The organism is Rhizobium sp. A22-96, from assembly GCF_053521805.1.
In genome coordinates, this window is record NZ_JBNWDQ010000006.1 from 448635 (window position 1) to 468725 (window position 20091).

Consider the following 20091-nt stretch of genomic DNA (forward strand, 5'->3'; position numbering starts at 1 on the left):
GCATGCCATGGAGCCCGCGAATGACGAAGACTAAGATTGCCCATTTCACCGACACCCATCTCGGCCAGAAGCTGGTCACGAACAGTGAAATAGCCGGCGACAAAATGCGCTACGACAATGCGCCCAAAGAACACGAGGATCGCCTGCGGCTGGTCCTCGATGACATTGCGGCCAAGGGTATCTCGAGCGTGGTCTTCGGCGGCGACATCGGTACCGCCGAATCGGTTCAAGGCTTCTTCGCGCTTCTGACGGATTATGATTTCACAGTTAGCGTCATCCTCGGCAACCATGATGACTACACTAACGTCACGCAATATTGGAACGCCAGCGACAATGTCGTGAATGGAAAGCTATGTTTCTCGCGCACCGATGGAGCTCTGAAGCATATCTTTCTCGACTCGTCCGATAACATATTGGGCGAGAGCCAGCGCGCGTGGCTGGCCAGTGAGCTTAATGGCGTGAGCAAGGCCTTACTCTTCGTGCATCATCCGATCCTGGCGATCGACACGCCCGTGGATCGCGCCGGCGCTGCCTTGCGCGATCGGGATGAAACCAGGTCGCTGCTGCTTGGCATCGGTTGCGAGGTATCGGTATTCTGCGGCCATTATCACATGATCGACGATGCCAGCGACGCCAATATCCGCCAATTCGCTACGCCGGCGACCTCTTACCAGATCGTCAAACAGTCAGATGATCTTCAAGCAGATGTCGGAACTTTCGGCTACCGCATACTGCACATAGACGGAAGCGAGATTGGAACAGAGGCTGTGCTGTTGCCCCGATCCTAAGGTCGCTCCGCGGCCTATCGCATGCTTGGCTATAAGCGAGCGAATAGGCCCCCAGGGCTATGTCAGGCGCAAATCGAGGCGCGGATGAAGCTTCTTCAGATTTGGCAGCGACTTTATCTGCCATGGAATTTGCGAGGAACCACATACGGTGAGTTGGAGATCGGGGTGCTTGCGCGCCTCGATCGTCAGTTTGGCGAGCAGGTTGATGCCGGAAGAATTCAGGAAATGCAGGCCTGTCAAATCGAACGTAGCCTTGCCTCCGCCGTCGAAAAGCACTTGTCTGGCCAGATCGTAGACCGGTGCATAGGCATCGGGGCCTGCCAGGCGCATGGTTCCGTCAAAAAACAGGGTGCTGCCCTCTGACCAGACGCGGAACGCTTCTTCCTTGATTTCCATAAATGGCCTCTCGTGGACTCACGACGATCAAATTGCCATCATGGCATAAGTTTGCAGTTTTGTCCGCTTGTGCAGATTGTCCCCATCAAAGCGCCAGGCCAAATGAGCCTGATAGTCGCTCATCAACGTCAGCAATCCCAATCCGGATACATTCCCGCCTTCGAGCACACTCGCCTCGATCTGTTCTATGAGAAGTTCACCCGGATCACCAGCGGTGACTTTCGACAAAAGCTGCTGAAATCGGGTGGCGGCATCGTCATCCACGAAGTTCACGATCCGCATTCTGAAATCATTCGCATCCACCAAGGCTTCAATCATGATCTCCCCGGACGCACGAAACTTGATGGAATTCTCGATCAGCTCGTTCGTCAGATAGCCAATATCGTGCCTGATCGTCTTGTACTGGCGTTCCGAAGACCGGAACCCGAGCGCCATCGTCTCCGCAATAAAATCCGACGTCATCGCCGAGTGGCGCCACGCAAGGTGAAGCGGTCCATCAAGCAGGCGAAGCCGGAGCGCGCGGCTCGTATCGAACGAGACGAGATCTTCCTTGCCGTATACTACAGTCGTCATGGGCTCACCTGTGTCGCATCACCACAAGGGTAATATCATCGTGGATCTTTTGCGTGCCGATGTAGGTCATCAGATCATCGAGGATCCCATCGACCACTTCTTCGGCAGTGCCGCCGTGCAGGCGGCGGGCATCTTCAAGAAGCCGCTCGAAACCGAAGAGCTCACCCTTCGAGTTCTCCGCCTCGGTGACACCGTCGGTGTGCAGGACGACCATATCGCCCTTCGCGAAGGGTATTTCCCGCGTGTCGATGAATGGGGAGATATCCGCTTCAAGACCGACCGGAAGACCAAGGTCGCCGGTATCGATGCGCTCGACATTGCCGTTCTGCCGAATGACGATCATGTCCTCATGCTGACCGGATATCGTCAATCGCTCGCCATCGTAATCGAGGAATGACAGGGTGATATGCTTGTCTGTTTCCGTCCGCTCGATGTTCTTGAAGATCGTGCGATTGAGGTCGGTCAGGAATTTCGCCGGATCCATTTCACCGGCCTCTTGCAGCGCACGCGCGATCGATTGCACCATCAGCATGAGCACGCCGCTTTCCAGCCCGTGGCCGGTCACGTCGCCGATGCCGATCTTGAGATTCTTGCCGTTCTGCAGGACGTCGTAATAGTCGCCGCCGACCTCGTCGGCCGGACGCATATAGGCAGCAATTTCCAGATTCTTGACCTCAGTGAGCTCCTTGGCGCGCGGCAGGACCATCAACTGAATCTGGCGCGCGACATCGAGCTCGGCGCCTAGCCGAAGGTTCTCGCTCTTCAACTGATTGTTGAGGGTAGAAATCTCTTCCTTGGCCGCCTCGATCTCCTTCGTCCGGTCTGCAACAAGCTTTTCGAGGTTTTCGGTATGAAAACTGATGTCCTCGGCCATACGGTTGAAGGCGACACCTGCTTCGGCCACCTCATCCTTGCTCGCAATGTCGACCCTGACTGAGTAATCTTTGGCCTGTATGCGCTTGGCGGCGCCTGCCAGCGCGCTGATACCACCGGTGATGCGCTTCGATGCAGCGAAGACGGCAATCGTGACGATCATCAACGACACCAGGACGGCAAGGATCTGATAGAGCAGGATCCGGTCGGTTGCCCGCGATATTTCCGCTTTCGCCGCAATGAGCGACGCGTAGATCTCACGTTCGGGCACGACGATTCCAAGCGACATGACCTCACGCTGCACGGGACCGCTTACCCACAGATTGGTCGGATGCAGCTGCTTGACGACGACAAGATAAGGCACGTCCTCGCCTTGCTCGTTGAGCGAAATATGCTGGATCGCGCCGTCGGCATCGAGCGGCAGGTTTGCGATCGCCTTCTGCGTGCTGTTGCGCAGCGATCGATCAAGGCCGGTGACACCCTTGTTGGCCGCATCGTTCGATGCGCGCAGACCGATGATCTTCTCCCCGACCGGATTGATCGCGACGACATTTCCATTCGACATGGTCAGGAAGCCGAAGCCGCTCTGGGCAACCTTCACGTTCTCGACGATCTCGGCGAGCTGGGTAAGTGTGATGTCGGCGCCGGCCGCACCGGCCACGCCGTGCCTGTCCGGGGTCCAAAGCGGATGAAAGAAGCTGACGATCAGCTTTCCGGTGATCGCATCCGTATAGGGGGCCGTCTGGGTGATGTAGTCGGCAACCGGTCGGGACGATGGAAGAGACGCCCATTGCTGCCAGGATTCATAAAGCCCTGGAAAGAAGAAGGTCCAGAAATCGGAGCTGTTATGCCCGGGATAGAGCCGATCGAAAGTCTGTGCCTGCTCCGTATAGGGCGCGGTACGAAAGATCGGACGTTCCCTCGGGCCGATATAATACATCTGCAGCTTCGATGCGCCGTTGTGCAGCAACGAGGGGGCGACGAGATCAAGGACGGCGCTCCATTCTATGTCGGCCTGTACCTGCGGCAACGGATGATGATCCTTGTCCAGCAGATAGCCCCAGACACTGACGACCGAGGGCGCTCCGGGAGGGTTTTGCGCCCATTGGCCGACCTGGTCATACGTCACGGTTACGGCGTCCGGAGATGCCTTGGCTATGGCCACACCCACATCGCCGTTTCTCGCCGGATTGTCGATCTGCCCCTGGAGCACGCCCGACAGCGCCTTCACGTCGGAGTGGACCTGATCGATCAGGAGACCAACTTGCGTGGCCGTGGAATCGGTATAGGAGCGAATATAATCCTGGCTCGCCTTTTCAAGGCCCAGCCCCACCTCGGTCGTGGCGTTGCGCGAGAGGCGCTGCACATTCCAAAGCGCCAGGCCGCCGCTGACCAGCAGGTCGAAAAGCACGGCGCCGCCGACGACGACCAGAAACTTGGCGCGGAAGGAGCGCAGCCCGAGCCAGGGCTTGGCGGCCGAGGTGCCCGTCATAGCGGCTTCTGCCCCGATGAAGCCCAGATGGGCCAGCCGGCATAACCTCTGGGATGGAGGGCTGCAAAAATGTGATCCTGGAAACCCTGTTTGAACCGTTCGATGAAGTCGGGCGGATCGCCTCTCCTGACAGCCATCTCATCAGCATAGACATTCTGCCATGCCGTGATGACATCGGCGAAATCCTGCGGGTCGCCATCGAGATTGGTTACCATGAAACTTTCCATCTTCACGTCCATGAAACCGGCATCCAGCAACATGCGGCGGCCCTTCGGGCCCATCTCAACATCCATATCAAAATATGCAAACAGCTTCGCTACTTCGTTGTAGGTCCACTGGATCGTTTCGGCCCGCGGCTCGCCAAGGCAATGGGAGTTCTTCTCGTTGGTGATGTAGACCCTGCCACCCGGCTTGCATATGCGATAGAGTTCCCGCAACAGGACACTCGGGCGGTCGAAGATCTGCAGCGAGTGGCGGCAGGTCACAAAATCGAACTGATTGCTCTCGAACAACATTTCCGACGCGTCGCCATAGGTATATTCGATATCCTCGACATTGAAATCCCTGGCCACCGCGCGGGCGTAATCGAGGCTGGCCATCGAATGATCGAGGGCGACGATCCGGGCCGGTTTGAAATCCTTTCGCACAAGCATGGCGAAATCGCCGATACCGCAGCAGATATCCGCAATGTGCATGCCTTCGCGTAGGCCATGACGCGGCAATATCTCGCGCTCATGTCGCCAGGTCATCTTCGTCTGCGTTCTGAGGATCGGGATGAAACTCTGGTCCTCGACGAATGTCTGGCCCGGATAAAAGGCGGAATCGTAGATGTCGACGGTGATATTGGGCGAGATATCGCTCAGGTGGTGAAACAATCGTGACGCCCAGGCAACGACGCTCGACGCAATGACAACAATTTTGAGATCCGGTCTCGACCGGGCCGCATCGACGAGAACATGCGTTAGGGCGCGGAACGCCGTGTTGTTCATGTGGATGACGCGCTTCAGGTTGATGTAGCAGACGCCATTCACCGTTTCGATGCCGCCCCGTAGCAATGCCAAATCATCGGCAAGCTCCGCGACCGAGTGCGGTCTCAGCACGCCGGATAAGGAGAATTCCTGGTTGTTGGCGTCGAATTGCGCGGTGAACCGATGGGACGAATAGGTGCTCAATTGAGGAGCCTTTCGAACTTGAGATCCACCACGAACGTCAAGAGCCCGGTGTCTGCCTCCCACAGCTCGATTTTGGCCTCGTAGTTGACGGCCAGGCCAAGAAGGATCGCATGCTCGGCGCGCGCCGCGTCGTTGGTGATGACGTCCAGATAATTTGTAAGCGCGTGGCCACCTTTTATGCGGTCGATAATTGCGCCGTAGAAGCCGCGTTTTTCGAGCGGACAAGGAAAAGTCAGCTCTATCCGTTCGACATCACCGCTGCGGCAGAAGCGGCAGGTCAGAGCGCCATTGTGCTCTCGGGCATGAAACGACATCTCGAAGAGTTCATTCAGCGCCGCCGAAAGCAGATTGGCATGGCGGATCGGATCGTGCCGGTCGTGGCTGACCATACGAGCAATGTAAGTCGAGCATTGGTCGCAGTAGAGCCAGTCGGCCGCAAAGCTCGCCATCTCCATTTCCAGTTCAAGCAGCGGCTCAAACGCCGCGTCAGCCTGGGTCTCCATGCTATCCACTTAAGAAACTCCCGGATCAAATGCGTTTCAAAAATTAAAGTCCGGCGCGAAGCTCATCCGAAGCTGTCGCCGTTTGGATACGCGCCCCTTGCCTTATAAAATCTTCAAGCCTGTCTGCGGCAAGCGGCGGACTGATGCAATATCCCTGCAATCGATCACAACCTTCGTTGCGCAACCAAGCGGCCTGCTGCGCCGTCTCGACACCCTCTGCCGTTACCCGCATATCCAGGCCATGCGCAAGGCTGATCACAGAGCGCACAATCGCCTGGCTTTTCGCATCCTGCAAAAGGTCCCTGATGAAATACCTGTCGATCTTGATCGTATCGAAGGGGAAGTTCTTGAGATAGCTGAGAGATGAATATTCGGTGCCGAAATCGTCGAGCGAGATCTGAATACCGAGCACGTTGAGCGTGTTCAGCGTATCGAGATTGTTGGTGGTGCGTTCGAGCAGAACCCCTTCGGTGATCTCCAGCTCCAGGCGCTCGGCGGGAAACCCGACAATGTCGAGTGTTTGCGAGACACGATCGGTGAAACCCGGCGTCAAAAATTCGGCCGGAGAGAGATTGACCGCGAGCGTGTAGTGCACCGGCCAGGTCAAGGCTTCCCGGCAGGCTTCCTCAAGCATCCACTGGCCGATTTCGCTCATCAGACCATCGGCTTCCGCCATGGGAATAAAGGCAGCCGGCGGAATGATGCCCAAAGTCGGGTGCCGCCAGCGCAGCAGCGCCTCAAAGCCCGCGACGTTGGAGGGCAGTTCGACCAGCGGCTGATACTCGATGAAGAACTCGTCGCGCTGGAGCGCTACACGCAGGCTGCGCCGCAGCAATTCCCTCTGCTCGACCACAATCAACATGCTCGGATCGAAAGTTCGAGCCCGACGGCGCCCTTCCTTCTTGGCCGCATAGAGGGCAACGTCGGCCGCCTTCATCAGCTGCTCACCCTCATTGCCGTCTCGCGGCGCGATGGCAATCCCGACACTGACGCCGACGAACAGCGATATGCCGTTGACGGTGAAAGGCTTCTTGAATTCCGCAACCAGCTCTTCGGCCAATCTCTCCGCTTCGAAGGCTTGTTGGGATCCAACCTGAATGATCGCGAATTCATCTCCGGCGAGGCGGTAGACCGTCCCGTTTCGACCGAGCGCTGCCTTTATCCTCTCCGCCGCCAACTGAAGCAGGATATCGCCGGCACCATGCCCCAGCGTGTCATTGACGGGTTTGAAATCGTCGAGATCGAGCTGCATCAGTGCGGGCGCCATTTTTCCATTGGCCGGAAGCAGCTGCGCCAATTCGGCGCTGAATTGACGGCGATTGGGCAATCCGGTCAGAACATCGTGCGTTGCCTGATGGATAAGCCGCTCTCTCTCGTTGTTCTGCGACCATAGGCTCTGCTCGGCATTTGTCCCGCTGGTATCGACCGCGAAAAGACCCGCCCGGATATGGGAGAGCAACAGACTCCGCTTCTCATGGCTCGAAACGCCAAGCTCGATAGTCTGGGGCTCGCCTGTATCAATCACTTGCTGCACAATCGCGGCAAGGGCAGGTTTTACCAGCAGCGGATAGGCTTCCCACAAAGTGATGCCGTTGCGAGATGCAAGTCCGATACGCTCTTCAAATTCGCGGGAGGAATCGATCAGTTTGAGATCTGCGTCCCAAAGCGAAATCGCCGGCTCGAGACGACTGTCAGGTTCGAACCCCTGTGGAACTCGCTGCGACCGATCCACTCGGTTTTCTGGCATATGGCCTAGTCCCTCCAAACCAGCCACGCGAGTGTCTGGCGGTTGTCCAGCTTGAACTGGGCCTATCCGCATCGGGAGTTGCATCTCACTCGTTGCAATCTCATCAAGCGTGCAGGCGCAAGGCATAACTTACCAGAACGTGGCAGCTGCTTTAAGCGAATATATTATCGGATGTTTTTTAGCCAATGATTGCCGGGACATATGCTGACCAAAGACTGGAGCACGGCAGCAGTTTGTTTCATTATCGGTCGAAGGCTGTCTCGGCCTGACGTATGAAGCAGCGCCGTAATCCACCGGACGCCATCCATATTCTTCGCGCCGGCGCAGCGATGTTGCTGCGCCGGCGAACGAATTGTCACTGCGCGATATCGGGGGTCGCAGCAACAATCTCCGACAGTTGGTTTGCAGCTTCTGTCGTCTTCTTTCCCTTGAAGATGCGGCGCACGGAGACGAAGAGCAGCGGGATGAAGAAGACACCGAGGACGGTGGCGGAGATCATGCCGCCCATGACGCCGATGCCGATCGAGTTCTGGCTGCCCGATCCCGCCCCATTGGCGATCGCCAGCGGCAGAACGCCGAGGATGAAGGCGAGCGACGTCATCAGGATCGGCCGCAGGCGCTGTCTTGCCGCTTCAAGCGTCGCATCGATCAGCCCCTTGCCCTGGTTCTGCTGCTCGATGGCGAATTCGACGATCAGGATGGCGTTCTTGGCCGCAAGCCCGATGGTCGTCAGCAGGCCCACCTTGAAGTAGACGTCGTTCGACTGCCCGAAGATGGTCGCGGCCAGCAGCGCGCCGAAGATGCCGATCGGCACCGACAGCATGACGGCGAGCGGGATCGACCAGCTTTCGTAGAGGGCTGCGAGCGCCAGGAACACCACGAGGATGGAGATGGCATAGAGCTGGGTCGCCTGGTTGCCGGAGAGTTTTTCCTGGGCGGACAGGCTGGTCCATTCATGGCTGAAGCCGGGTGGCAGGGTCGCCATGATCTTGTCGATCTCGTTCATAGCATCGCCTGACGAGACACCCGGTGCTGCCGAGCCCAGCACTTCCACGGCCGACGAACCGTTATAGCGTTCCAGACGCGGCGAGCCGCTGGTCCAGATACCTGTCGCAAAAGCCGAGAAAGGCACCATATCGCCGCCGGAATTGCGCACATACCAGCGATCGAAATCCTCCGGCTGCATGCGGTACTTGCGATCACCCTGGACATAGACTCTCTTGACGCGGCCGCGATCGATGAAGTCGTTGACGTAGGTGCCGCCCCAGGCGGTCGACAGCGTCGAGTTGATATCGCCGAGATCGACATTCAGGGCCCGCGCTTTTTCCTGATCGATATGGACGGAATATTGCGGCGTATCATCCAGTCCGTTCGGACGTGTTCCACTCAGTCGCTGGTTTGTCGAAGCGGCACCGAGCAGCTGGTTGCGGGCCTGCATCAGCGCAGCATGGCCGGCACCATCGATATCCTTGATGAAGAAGTCGAAGCCGCTCGAGCTGCCGAAGCCGGGGATGGCCGGCGGCGCCAGTGCGAAGACGTTACCGTCCTTGATCTTGGAAAACGCCGCCATGGCCCGCTTGGCGATGGCCGAAGCCGTCGACTGTGGGGTCGTGCGCTTGTCGAAATCCTTCAGGTCGACGAAGGCGATGGCCACGTTCTGCCCCTGTCCGCTGAAGTTGAAGCCGACGCTTCCGAAGACACCGTCGACATAGTCCTTCTCGTTGGTGAGATAGTAATTCATCACCTGATCGAGCACCTTTCTGGTGCGATCGGCCGTGGCGCCTGGAGGAAGCTGTATGCTGGTCAGCAAACGACCCTGATCTTCCTCGGGCAGGAAGGAGCTCGGGAGGCGATTGAACAGATAGGCGACAGCGCCGCCGATCAGTACGAAGATCACCAGGAAGACCGCCGTGCGGCGGATCATGCCGTGGATGGTTCGCTGATAGCCTCGCGTACCCCGCTCGAAATTGCGGTTGAACCAGCCGAACAGACCACGCTCCCTGGCCCCATGCTTAGGCTTTTTGAGGATGGTGGCGCAAAGAGCCGGTGTCAGGATCAGGGCGACGATGACCGAGAGCACCATCGCCGAGACGATCGTCACCGAGAACTGGCGGTAGATGATACCGACCGAACCCGAGAAGAACGCCATCGGGATGAACACGGCCGAGAGAACCGTCGCGATGCCGATCAAGGCACCGGTGATTTCCTGCATCGATTTGATCGTCGCCTCTCGCGGCGACAATCCTTCTTCCTCCATCACACGCTCGACGTTTTCGACCACGACGATGGCGTCGTCGACCAATAGGCCGATGGCCAGCACCATGCCGAACATCGTCAATGTATTGATCGAGTATCCGAACAGAGACAGCACCCCGAAGGTGCCGAGCAGGACGACCGGGACGGCGAGCGTCGGGATCAGCGTTGCGCGGAGGTTCTGCAGGAAGACGAACATGACGATGAAAACGAGCACGATCGCTTCGAGCAGCGTCTTGACCACGTCCTCGATCGACAGTTTGACGAACGGCGTCGTGTCATAGGGGTAATTGATCTCGACATTAGCCGGCAACGTGCTGCGCAAGCTGTCGATCGTCGCTTCAACCGCCGCAGCCGTATCAATCGCATTCGCACCGGTCGCCAGGCTGAGGCCAATACCGGCTGCAGGCAGACCGTTATAGACGCCTGACGTCACGTAGCTGTCGGCGCCGAGCTGCACCGTGCCGACATCGTTGATGCGCACCAGCGAGCCGTCGGGCAGGCTCTTCAAAATGATATTCTCGAATTCCTGCGTCGTCTGGAAACGGCTGCCGGCGGTGACCGTCGCATTGAGCTGCTGGCCGCCGAGTTGCGGCAACGCACCAAGCTGGCCGGCCGAGACCTGAACGTTTTGCGCCGTGATCGCCGCAATGACATCCGATGTCATCAGCTGATATTTGGCGAGCTTGTCCGGATCCACCCAGATGCGCATGGCATAGCGCGCGCCGAAGAGCGTGGTATCGCCAACACCCGGCACGCGCTTCAGGGTGTCGTTGAACGTGCTGTCGATATAGTCGGCAAGATCGGTCGGTGCGAGCTTTCCGTCGGTCGAGACAAAGGCCGCGACCAGGAAAAAGCTGGTCGTCGATTTGGAGACGGTGATGCCGGTATTCTGCACGGTTTGCGGCAATTGCGCGGTGACCAGCTGCAGCTTGTTCTGCACCTGCATCTGCGCGACGTCAGGATCGGCCTTGTTGGTGAAGGTCAGCGAGATCGATGCCTGACCCGTCGCGGTAGAGGTCGACGTCATATAGTCGAGATTGTCGATGCCGGTCATGCCCTGCTCGATGACCTTGGTCACCGAGTTTTCGACAGTGGCTGCATCGGCGCCGGAATAGGTGGCGGTGATGCGAACCGTCGTCGGCGCGATCTGCGGATATTGCGAGACCGAGAGCGTCAGGATGGACAGCGCACCCGCCAGCATGATGACGATGGAAATAACCCAGGCAAAGATCGGCCGGTCGATGAAGAAACGAGACATCGGCTTCCCTCAGTTCGTCGAGCCGGTAACGGCGGTTCTATCCGCGACGTCGGCCTTGTTCTGTTGTCCGGAGGCGGGAGTGTTGGCTGCAGCCAGCTGCTCGAGATTCCCCGTTGCATCGTCAACGGTGACCGATGCGACATTGACCTCCTGGCCATCGCGCACGCGTTGGCTGCCTTCGACGACGACGCGATCCCCCTCCGCTATCCCCTCGGCCACAAGCCAGCTATTACCAATGCTGCGCTGGATGGTCAGCGCACGTTGCTGGATCTTTCCGTCCGTGTTGACGAAGAAGGCGGTAGGCTCGCCCTTGCTGTTACGAAAAACGGCGCGCTGCGGCACGAGGAAGCTGTTTTCGGCAACTCCTTCCTGGATGGTCGCCCGCACATACATGCCGGGCAGAAGCACCCGCCCGGGGTTCGGGAAGATAGCCCGCACATTGATCGTCCCGACAGTCTCGGCAACCGCTGCTTCGGAGAATTCGAGCCGGCCGGTCTGCTGGTATTGGCTGCCGTCTTCGAGTGTGAGGTGAACCGAGACATTGTCGCCGCTGGTCTTCAGACGGCCCTCTTCGACCGCGCGGCGGAATTTCAGCAGATTTGTGCTCGATTGGGTGACATCGACATTGATCGGGTCTAGCTGGCGGATGGTGGTCAGCGCGGTGGTTTGCTCGGCCGTGACGAGCGCGCCCACGGTAACGGTGGATGCATCGACGCGCCCGGAAATCGGTGCGCGAATTTTGGTATAGTCGAGATTGATCCGCGCCGTTTCCAGAGCCGCCTTGGCGGAGGCCACATCCGCCTGGGCCTGAACGAGCGTTGCCTGCGCATCGTCGGTGTTCTGTTGGCTAACGGCACTCTGAGCGCTCAGGCCCTTGTAGCGATCAAGCCGGGCCTGGGCACTCGGTATTGCGCCTTGCGCCCTTTGCAGCGCGGCGGCAGCGCTGTCATAGGAGGCCTGGTAGGAGGCCGGATCGATCTCATAGAGCACGTCACCGGCCTTGACCTCGCTGCCTTCCTTGAAGTTGCGGTTGCGGATGATGCCACCGACCTGCGGACGGACTTCGGCAACGAGATTGGCGCTGATGCGGCCGGGCAGTTCTGCCGTAATCGCGACCGACTGCGGGCGCAATGTCACCGCGCTGATCTCGGGCTTTGCGGCCGCACGATTGGCCTGCTGTGCCGGTTGCTCGTTGCAGCCGGCCAATACTATCGCCAGAGTGCCGGAAGCAATTGCTCGCAGTAGATATTCTCTCATGTAGTCCTCATTGGGTTCAGACCTAAATCCGATTGAAGGATGGAGCGGCCGTTGTTTCGGCGCCGTGCCGCGCGAATTTGCGCGGTTGAAATCGCAGGCGGTTTTGCCTGGGCGGCCGCTCGGCAACTTATCGAGCGCGATTGTATGACCGCGCAGCGCTGCGCGGATTGCGCGGAAAATTCCGTTGGCAACCGACTTGAGACGAGGGAGGGGTCAAGCCAAGCTTGGCGCTATGACGCACCAGCAAGCTTCGGCCGGATCTGTAGGAGCCGGACACTGGATTGGCGATCATGGCCTCTGTTCCTCTTCAAGCTGTTTGCTCACGAGGGGAGGCTACGTCGGCTTTGTCGCATAGCTTTGCCGGCAAATGAGGAAAATGTATCAGATTGTATTCAGGTGCCTTGGCAGATCAGAGGCATCCAGCGGTTTCCGCTATAATTTGATACATTTGACAATGTCTGATTTCATCGACGCATCGAAGCACAGCCGGCGAGCGCTGGCCTTCAATCGAGATGAAGGGGCTGCTGGCCGGGTTCAGGCAACACGGCGACCTGGGGAATGATGTCTTCGGCGGTCTTGCGGATGGTGATTTCGACGCCACCGATGCGGACGCCCTCATCCGTAATATCCGACACGCTGATGTAGAGAACTTCGGAATATTCCCGAAATGTGCGGGCGATCAGCTCATAGACCGCCAGAGCCGTATTCTCAGGCAATTCGTCGATGGATACGCTTTTGCTCGGCTGCATGGGAACTTCCTCGCACAAATCGAACGCCTTCAAGTGGTTCAACCAAGATCCACATTATAGACTGGATATGTCGCAAAGATATCCCAGAAAGCCGCTAAGTTGTCGCAGACAATCACACCCATCCACAGGCCAGCAACCCGCTCTATGCGGCGCCTGATCGAACCTGGGCGCGATGCTTGGCGATGAAGGCCTTTACGGCAGGCGCACCCTCGCCCTTTCGATAGGCAATGGCAACGTCCGACGTCGCCGCCACCCCTTCTACGGGTTGATAACTGATGTTGGGAAGATCGGCGCAACGCATGGATTGCGGCACCAGCGCTATGCCGGCGCCTATCCCGACCAGAGCCGCTATCTCGGTAAAATCATGGGCGCTAGCCTTGACTATGGGCTCGAAGCCCGCTTCCCGACATGCCTGCAGCGTGCTTCGGTGAAATCCGATTTCCGGCGGTTGGCGCGGCGTGATGAATGTCTCGGCGCGAAACTCCGAAAGGTCGTCAATGGCATGCCCGGCGAACTCATGGTCGCGGGGAAGCATTGCGATCAACGGCTCGCGAAGAATGACCTGAACGGCAACTCCGCTCGGTATTGGCGCCGGAGATCGGATATAGCCGAAATCGAGGAGCCCATCCGCGATCCTCTGCAACTGCTGGCGCAGTTCCATCTCCTGCAGCTCGATCTCGACATGGGGATGATCGCGCTTGAAGTTGCGAATGGCATGGACGACCGCGCCGGAATAGGCGGCCGATGCCACATAGCCGATCGAAATACGCCCGCTCTCCCCACGCCCGGCCCTATGAATGGCGGCAACGGTTGCCTCGGTTTGCGCAAGAACCTTCTTGGCCTCCTGAAAGAGGATCTCGCCTGAATGGGTGAGCTTGACGGCCCTGCGGCTCCTGTCGAGAAGCGGCATTCCGACGATCTTTTCGAGGCTGATGATCTGCTGGCTGAGGCCCGGCTGGGCAATGCCGAGGCGCACCGCGGCCCGGTCGAAATTCCGTTCCTCGACCAGGGTCACGAAATATCTGAGATGTCTGAGTTCGAAACCTGCTTCCGGGCGTGCCAATACCATCTCCCGTGGAGAAATTGAGGGCTGTGAGGGCTCGTCATTTTCATAATTGGTAGTTATGAAAAATTCGAGTGCCATTTATTGGAATTCTGAAAATAACATGATTAAAAAGGTCCAGTTTTTAATGTATATGGACCTCCGATGATCGGTTCTCTTCGTTTCTGCAACCTTATTTCGACCACGGCGCTGGCTACGGTCCTGAGCGCACCCTTTTTGACGGCAGCCGCTCAGGATGCGGACACGACAGCACTTGCCCCGATCGTCATTCAGTCCAATCAGAACGAAGACCCGACCGCGCCGGTCAAGGGTTTCGTCGCCAAGACGAGCGCCACCGCCACCAAGACCGGAACGCCGCTGATCGAGACGCAGCAATCCATTTCCGTCATCACCACGGATCAGCTGAAATCGCAGGATGCCGAAACGCTCGGCCAGGCCCTTGATTACATTCCCGGTGTCAGCGGCGAACCCTTTGGCTCCGATCCGAGATTCGATTCACCGCGCATCCGCGGCTTTGACGGTCGCCAGGCTCAATTCCTGAACGGGCTGCGACTGATGCGCACCGCCGGCGCGCCTCCGATCGATCCCTATATGCTGGAACGCATCGAAGTGCTGCGCGGGCCAGCTTCCGTCATGTATGGTCAAGGCAATCCCGGCGGCATCATCAATCTGGTGAGCAAGCGGCCGGTCTTCGAAAGCTTCGGCGAATTCGGCGTGCAGGCCGGCAGCTACGATACATACGGAACCTTTTTCGATGTTGGCGGACCGCTCGGAAAGGACTCCGACGTCGCCTATCGATTGACCGGATTGGTCAGAACCGCCGGTGCGCAGACGGATAACCTCAATAACGACCGCTATTTCATCGCCCCGGCAGTGACCTGGAAGCCCGATGAAGACACGAAGCTGACGATACTGACGAGCGTTCAGCACGACAATCCGAGTACGCCGTCAAGCCTGCCGGCCGCCCTTACCCTTTACGGAACGGGCGCCAAGCGCCTGTCACGGGATTTCTTCGTCGGCGACGACAGTTTCGACAGGTCCAACCGGACGCTGACAAATCTGGGTTACGAGCTGGAGCACCGTCTCAACGACACCTGGACTTTCCAGCAGAACCTTCGCTACCAGAACCTGGACTGGCGCTACCAGGCGCTCGGCATGTCGACGGCGGGGCTTGCCGCAAATGGGCGTACCATCAACCGCAACGCCACCATCCAGGACGAGTCGCTGAACACATTCAACGTCGACAACAACCTCATCGCCGAGTTCAATACCGGCGAGGTCGAACACAAAGCGCTCTTCGGTCTGGATTATCGATATTACGATAACAAAGTCGGCACGCAGTTCTGGCGCGCGACGCCGCTAGATGCCTTCAATCCCGTCTACGGGTCCGTCCGTCTGATCTCGCCGACCCTGAGCACCTATGTCGATTCCACCATGACGCAGGTCGGGATCTACGCCCAGGACGAGCTTGCCTACGATAATTGGCGCGCAACGGCAGCACTCCGGCAGGACTGGGCGGATACGTCGGGAACATCCACCAATCGTTTGAGCGGCGTGGCCCGCTCGCTCGACAAGGACGACCAGAAGCTGACGGGACGCGCCGGCCTCAGTTATCTCTTCGACAACGGCATCGCCCCCTACATCAGCTATGCGACATCCTTCGAACCGGTGCCGGTGCCTTCGACCGGCCAGCTTCTCGACCCGACGACCGGCAAGCAGGTGGAAATCGGCGTCAAGTACCAGCCCACCGGCTGGGACGGCTTCTTCTCGATCGCGGCCTATGATCTGCGCCAGAGAAATGTCCCGACCACGGTTGCGCTGCCGAGCGGCGGCACGACGACCGAGCAGATCGGCGAAGTGCGGGTGAAGGGTATCGAACTGGAAGGCGTGACCAGCCTTGCTGAAGGGCTCAACCTGCGCGCCGCCTACACCTACATGAAGGCCGAAATCGTTGGTGGCAACGACGATGGCAATCGCCCCGACAATGTTCCCAAACAGTCCACCAGTCTCTGGCTCGACTATAGCTTTGCCCAGGATACCGCACTGGAAGGTTTTGGCATCGGCGGCGGCGTGCGCTACGTCGGGCAGCGCTACGGAGATACAAAGAACACGTTTGATCTTGATGGCGTCACGCTTCTCGATGCGGCGATCCACTACAAGAAGAACAACATGACGGCCTCGCTCAACGTCAAGAACATCGCCGACAAGAGTTATGTTGCAAGCTGCAGCTCTTTCGGCTGCACCTATGGCGATGGCAGGACGGTCATGGGTAAGCTGACTTTTCAATGGTAATTGACGATCCGGCACGAGGCGGCCCTTTTGCTTCGCATATCAGCCGCCGGCAGGCACTTGCCCTGCTGGCGGCCTTTTCCGTTCCGGGTATCGTGTGGGCCTCGACGCCGCGGCGTGTTGTGGCGATCGACTGGGCCATGCTGGAGACGTTGGTCGCACTCGGCGTCATGCCGATCGCTGCTACCGAACTCGTGCAGTTTCGCAAGGATGCCATCGAGCCCGCGCTGGATGACAAGGTCGCCGACCTCGGCCTGCGGGGATCGCCGAATTTCGAGCTGCTTCGCCTGCTGCGGCCCGAACTCATTCTCATTTCGCCGTTCTATACCCGCTACGAGGCGATCTATCGCTCGATCGCGCCGGTTCTGTCGCTCCCCTTCTATGTGCGGGGAGAACCGCCCTATCAGAAGGCCCTCGACGCCGTGACCACGCTTGCGGCCGAGCTCGGCCTTGGCGACAGGGGGCGCGATGTCCTTCAGACACAGGCAATGCTCGTCGAGGACACCGCCCGCAGTCTGCAGGCCTTTACCGCACGCCCGACCTATCTCGTGAATGTCGGCGATAGCAGGCATGTCAGGGTCTTCGGCGCCGACAGCATGTTCGGTGACATCCTTGTGCGGCTCGGATTGCGCAATGCCTGGAAGGATCGGTCCCGCTACACCTTCGCGGCGCCCGTGCCGATCGAAAACCTGGCCGCCGAGCCGGAGGCGCGGATCGTCGTCATCTCGGAAATACCTGTGGAAGCGCGGAACAGCCTGAAGGACAGCATCATCTGGCAGTCGCTGCCGCCGGTCAGGGCGGGCCGTGTGCTCATGCTCGATAATATCAATCCCTATGGCGGCATCGTCGCCGCGGCGCGGTTCATGCGGCTTCTCAAACAGGCGATGCTGGCGTCCAGCGGAGAGACGCTGTGATCAGGCCGACTACCCTCTCCATTCCACTTCTGGCGCTCGCAATCTCGACCTGGCTCTTTCTGGCGGTAGCGCTCGGCCACCTGCCGCTTGCCGATTGGCCCTCCCTGCCCTTCGACTCCACGCGGATGACGATGGAGCAGGTCATCCTCGCCTACGCGATCCTGCCGCGCGCGGTCGTCGCCATTCTGGCCGGCGCTGCCCTCGGGCTGGCCGGTGCGCTCCTCCAGCGCCTGCTCAGAAACCCGATCGCGGACCCATCGACGCTCGGCGTTTCCTCCGGCGCACAGCTTGCCATCGTCACCGCGACCCTGTTCTTGCCCTCGGTGCTCGACGGCTATAGGGCGCTGGTTGCACTTCTGGGAGCCGCGGTCGCGACGGCGATCGTCTTCCTTCTCGGCTGGCGACGGGGCTTCGAACCGGTGACGATGGTGGTTTCCGGCATGCTCGTCGGCATCACCTGCAGCGCACTGGCAGCAGCCATGACCCTGTCCCAGGGCGAATATCTAATGTCGCTGGTCACCTGGAACGGCGGTTCGCTCAGCCAACAGGACTGGTCGACATCCCTCACCCTCGGCATCGAGCTGCTGCTTGGCCTGGTGATCACAGCCCTGCTCCTGCGCCCCCTCATATTGCTCGGCCTCGGCGATACCAGCGCGCGATCGCTGGGTATCACCCTGACGAGCATGCGCATTGCCATCGCTAGCCTCGCAGTCGCGCTCAGCGCCGGCGTTGCCGCCGCCGTCGGCCTCGTCAGCTTCATCGGCCTTGCCGCCCCGGCGCTCGTACGATTGCTCGGCGTCAGGACCGCTCGCAATATTCTCCTCTTGTCCCCCGTGGCCGGCGGCCTCCTGCTCTGGCTGTGCGACGGCATCGTTCAATTGCTGGCCTCGTCTGCCGGCGAGACCTTCCCGACGGGATCGGTGACAGCGTTGATCGGCGGCCCGCTACTGCTGTGGCTGCTTCCCCAGGTGCGCACCACCGAACTACACCAGCAGTCAGACAACATCGTCATGCGCAACGCGTCCTTGCCGCGCCTGATCGTGCTTGCAAGCCTTCTGCCCCTGCTTGCCGCAATCGCCCTGGTCGTTGCCAGGCTGCCTGATGGATGGATGCTGCTGCATGGCGGCCTCTTCTGGGAGCTGCTGCCGGCCCGATGGCCGCGTCTGGTCGCCTCCGCTTCGGCCGGTGGCCTGCTTGCCATGGCAGGTGCGATCCTCCAGCGCCTGACTGCAAATCCGATGGCGAGCCCGGAGGTTCTGGGCGTCAGCGGCGGCGCCGGTGTCGGTTTTGCCGCGGCCGTCAGCGTTTTTGCAAACCCCGACACGCCGGAACTCTTCCTCGGTGCCGGCTGCGGCACAACTCTCGTCCTCTTCGTTGTCTCGCTCTTTGCCAACCGCAGGGATCTCCCGCCGGAGCGGCTGCTCCTCGCCGGCATATCGATCAGCGCTTTCAGCTCGGCCATCTTGAGCGCGCTGCTCGCCGTCGGCGATCAGCGGTCATGGCAGATCCTCGCCTGGCTCGGCGGCTCGGCCGCCGCCGTAACGCCCGCAACCGCTCTGTTCCTGGCCGGCCTCACGGTTGCGGTATTGATAGCTGGGTTGTTCTTCACGCGATGGCTGACGATCCTGCCGCTCGGATCAGCAACCTCGCTTGCGCTCGGCATGCCGCTTTCCAATGCGCGCACGCTGATGGTGATCACGGCCGGTGTCGCAACGGCGGCCGCTTCGCTCCTTGTCGGGCCTCTGAGCTTCGTCGGATTGATGGCACCGCATATTGCCCAGCGAGCCGGGTTCGAGCGGGCCGATAGCAGGCTTATCGCTTCCGTTCTGATCGGCGCCACGCTGATGGTGGTCGCCGACCTCGGCGCACGCGCCCTGACATTCCCCTATGAGCTACCGCTGGGGCTCTTTGCCGCTTTCGCCGGCGCACCCTATCTCGTCTGGATGCTCGGGAAGCGACAATGATGGCGTGTACTAACCGACCGACGACCTCGGATCAGGCGATCAACGCCTTGATATAGTCGACGGACCGCTTTGCAAGCACCTTCCAGTCGGTCGGATTGTCGTGCTCGACGACGAGAACATCCGCGCGCGTCTTGGCAAACAGCGGATAGAGCGCCTTCCAGTCGATGATGCCGTCACCCGTCGGCACCCAACCTTCGTCGACGGCGGTTCCGGGAGGTGCGGTATCCTTGAGCTGAATGGTGGTGATCCGATCGGCATATTTCTGCAGCTCCTGCGCAGGGTCCGCCCAGCCGCGCGTGACCCATCCGATATCGATCTCGAAATCGACATCAGGTCCAGCCGCCTCCAGCAGAATATCGATCGGCCGGCTGCGATCTTCCAGACGATGGTACTCGAAGTCATGATTGTGCCAGGCGACCTTGAGGCCTTCCTTCTTGGCCGCCTCCGCTCCGACGCGCAGGCTTTCGCCCACCCGCCGCCATCCATCGGCCGTCGCGCTTCTGTCGGCCGCCGGGATGTAGGGCGGGATCAATGTCTTGGTCCCAAGCGCGTGCGCATAGTCGAAGAATTTCTTCGGTTCGTTGATCAGCCCGACCAGCGGCATGTGGATGCCGGAGCACGCCAGGCCGGCACCGTCCATCCGCCTGCGGAAATCGGCCGTGTTGGTTTCGTAGGCAGGCAGCCAGAGCTCGAGCGCATCGTAGCCAACCTCGGCAAGGTATTCGAGATGAGACTCGATCGGCGGAAAGAGCCGGGAGGAATAGAGCTGGAAGGAGATTGAATAGCGGGACATGAGC

Annotated in this window: 15 protein-coding genes; 4 read left to right on the forward strand and 11 right to left on the reverse strand. The window is 59.5% G+C overall.

Annotated features, from left to right (window positions below):
• Positions 1-2: 2 nt before the first annotated feature.
• Entirely contained in the window at positions 3-788 is a 786-nt protein-coding gene (locus ACQZ6F_RS26840) for a metallophosphoesterase family protein (RefSeq protein ID WP_449094750.1), read from the forward strand.
• A 57-nt stretch (positions 789-845) separates the two neighbouring features.
• Here the strand turns inward: ACQZ6F_RS26840 and ACQZ6F_RS26845 are convergent, their stop codons facing one another.
• From ACQZ6F_RS26845 to ACQZ6F_RS26890, 10 genes are all read right to left on the reverse strand, one after another.
• Positions 846-1184, reverse strand: a complete 339-nt coding sequence (locus ACQZ6F_RS26845) for a slr1659 superfamily regulator (protein WP_077467603.1) — start codon at positions 1182-1184, stop codon at positions 846-848.
• A gap of 27 nt (positions 1185-1211) precedes the next feature.
• The gene (locus ACQZ6F_RS26850) at positions 1212-1757 is read right to left on the reverse strand and encodes a slr1658 superfamily regulator (RefSeq protein WP_449094751.1); all 546 of its coding nucleotides are present in this window, start codon (positions 1755-1757) and stop codon (positions 1212-1214) included.
• A gap of 4 nt (positions 1758-1761) precedes the next feature.
• A complete protein-coding gene (locus ACQZ6F_RS26855; protein ID WP_077467605.1) occupies positions 1762-4122 on the reverse strand; it encodes a SpoIIE family protein phosphatase in 2361 nt (786 codons plus the stop codon).
• Complete coding sequence (locus ACQZ6F_RS26860; RefSeq protein WP_449094752.1) at positions 4119-5294, reverse strand: methyltransferase domain-containing protein; 1176 nt, start codon at positions 5292-5294, stop codon at positions 4119-4121. Before ACQZ6F_RS26860 ends, ACQZ6F_RS26855 begins: the two co-directional genes overlap by 4 nt.
• Complete coding sequence (locus ACQZ6F_RS26865; protein ID WP_449094807.1) at positions 5291-5797, reverse strand: ubiquinone biosynthesis methyltransferase UbiE; 507 nt, start codon at positions 5795-5797, stop codon at positions 5291-5293. The genes ACQZ6F_RS26860 and ACQZ6F_RS26865 overlap by 4 nt, the downstream gene beginning before the upstream one ends.
• 43 nt (positions 5798-5840) lie before the next feature.
• Positions 5841-7544, reverse strand: coding sequence for a putative bifunctional diguanylate cyclase/phosphodiesterase (locus ACQZ6F_RS26870; protein WP_449094753.1), 1704 nt, complete (start codon positions 7542-7544; stop codon positions 5841-5843).
• 355 nt (positions 7545-7899) lie between these two features.
• The gene (locus tag ACQZ6F_RS26875; RefSeq protein WP_449094754.1) at positions 7900-11058 is read right to left on the reverse strand and encodes an efflux RND transporter permease subunit; all 3159 of its coding nucleotides are present in this window, start codon (positions 11056-11058) and stop codon (positions 7900-7902) included.
• A 9-nt stretch (positions 11059-11067) separates the two neighbouring features.
• Positions 11068-12315: an efflux RND transporter periplasmic adaptor subunit gene (locus ACQZ6F_RS26880; RefSeq protein WP_449094755.1), complete on the reverse strand. Its 1248-nt coding sequence runs from the start codon at positions 12313-12315 to the stop codon at positions 11068-11070.
• 503 nt (positions 12316-12818) lie between these two features.
• Positions 12819-13064: a hypothetical protein gene (locus ACQZ6F_RS26885; RefSeq protein WP_449094756.1), complete on the reverse strand. Its 246-nt coding sequence runs from the start codon at positions 13062-13064 to the stop codon at positions 12819-12821.
• Positions 13065-13206: 142 nt separating this feature from the next.
• A complete protein-coding gene (locus tag ACQZ6F_RS26890) occupies positions 13207-14127 on the reverse strand; it encodes a LysR substrate-binding domain-containing protein (RefSeq protein WP_449094757.1) in 921 nt (306 codons plus the stop codon).
• 144 nt (positions 14128-14271) lie between these two features.
• Between ACQZ6F_RS26890 and ACQZ6F_RS26895 the strand changes: the two genes are divergently transcribed.
• The 3 genes from ACQZ6F_RS26895 to fhuB are packed head-to-tail and all read left to right on the forward strand — an operon-like array spanning position 14272 to position 19294.
• A complete protein-coding gene (locus ACQZ6F_RS26895; RefSeq protein WP_449094758.1) occupies positions 14272-16419 on the forward strand; it encodes a TonB-dependent siderophore receptor in 2148 nt (715 codons plus the stop codon).
• The gene (locus ACQZ6F_RS26900) at positions 16413-17330 is read left to right on the forward strand and encodes an iron-siderophore ABC transporter substrate-binding protein (protein ID WP_449094759.1); all 918 of its coding nucleotides are present in this window, start codon (positions 16413-16415) and stop codon (positions 17328-17330) included. Before ACQZ6F_RS26895 ends, ACQZ6F_RS26900 begins: the two co-directional genes overlap by 7 nt.
• Positions 17327-19294 (forward strand): Fe(3+)-hydroxamate ABC transporter permease FhuB, encoded by a 1968-nt coding sequence (fhuB, locus tag ACQZ6F_RS26905; protein WP_449094760.1) that lies wholly within the window; start codon positions 17327-17329, stop codon positions 19292-19294. The genes ACQZ6F_RS26900 and fhuB overlap by 4 nt, the downstream gene beginning before the upstream one ends.
• A 31-nt stretch (positions 19295-19325) precedes the next feature.
• Here fhuB and ACQZ6F_RS26910 read toward each other — a convergent pair whose 3' ends face one another.
• Entirely contained in the window at positions 19326-20087 is a 762-nt protein-coding gene (locus tag ACQZ6F_RS26910) for a sugar phosphate isomerase/epimerase family protein (protein WP_449094761.1), read from the reverse strand.
• Between the last annotated feature and the right edge of the window lie 4 nt (positions 20088-20091).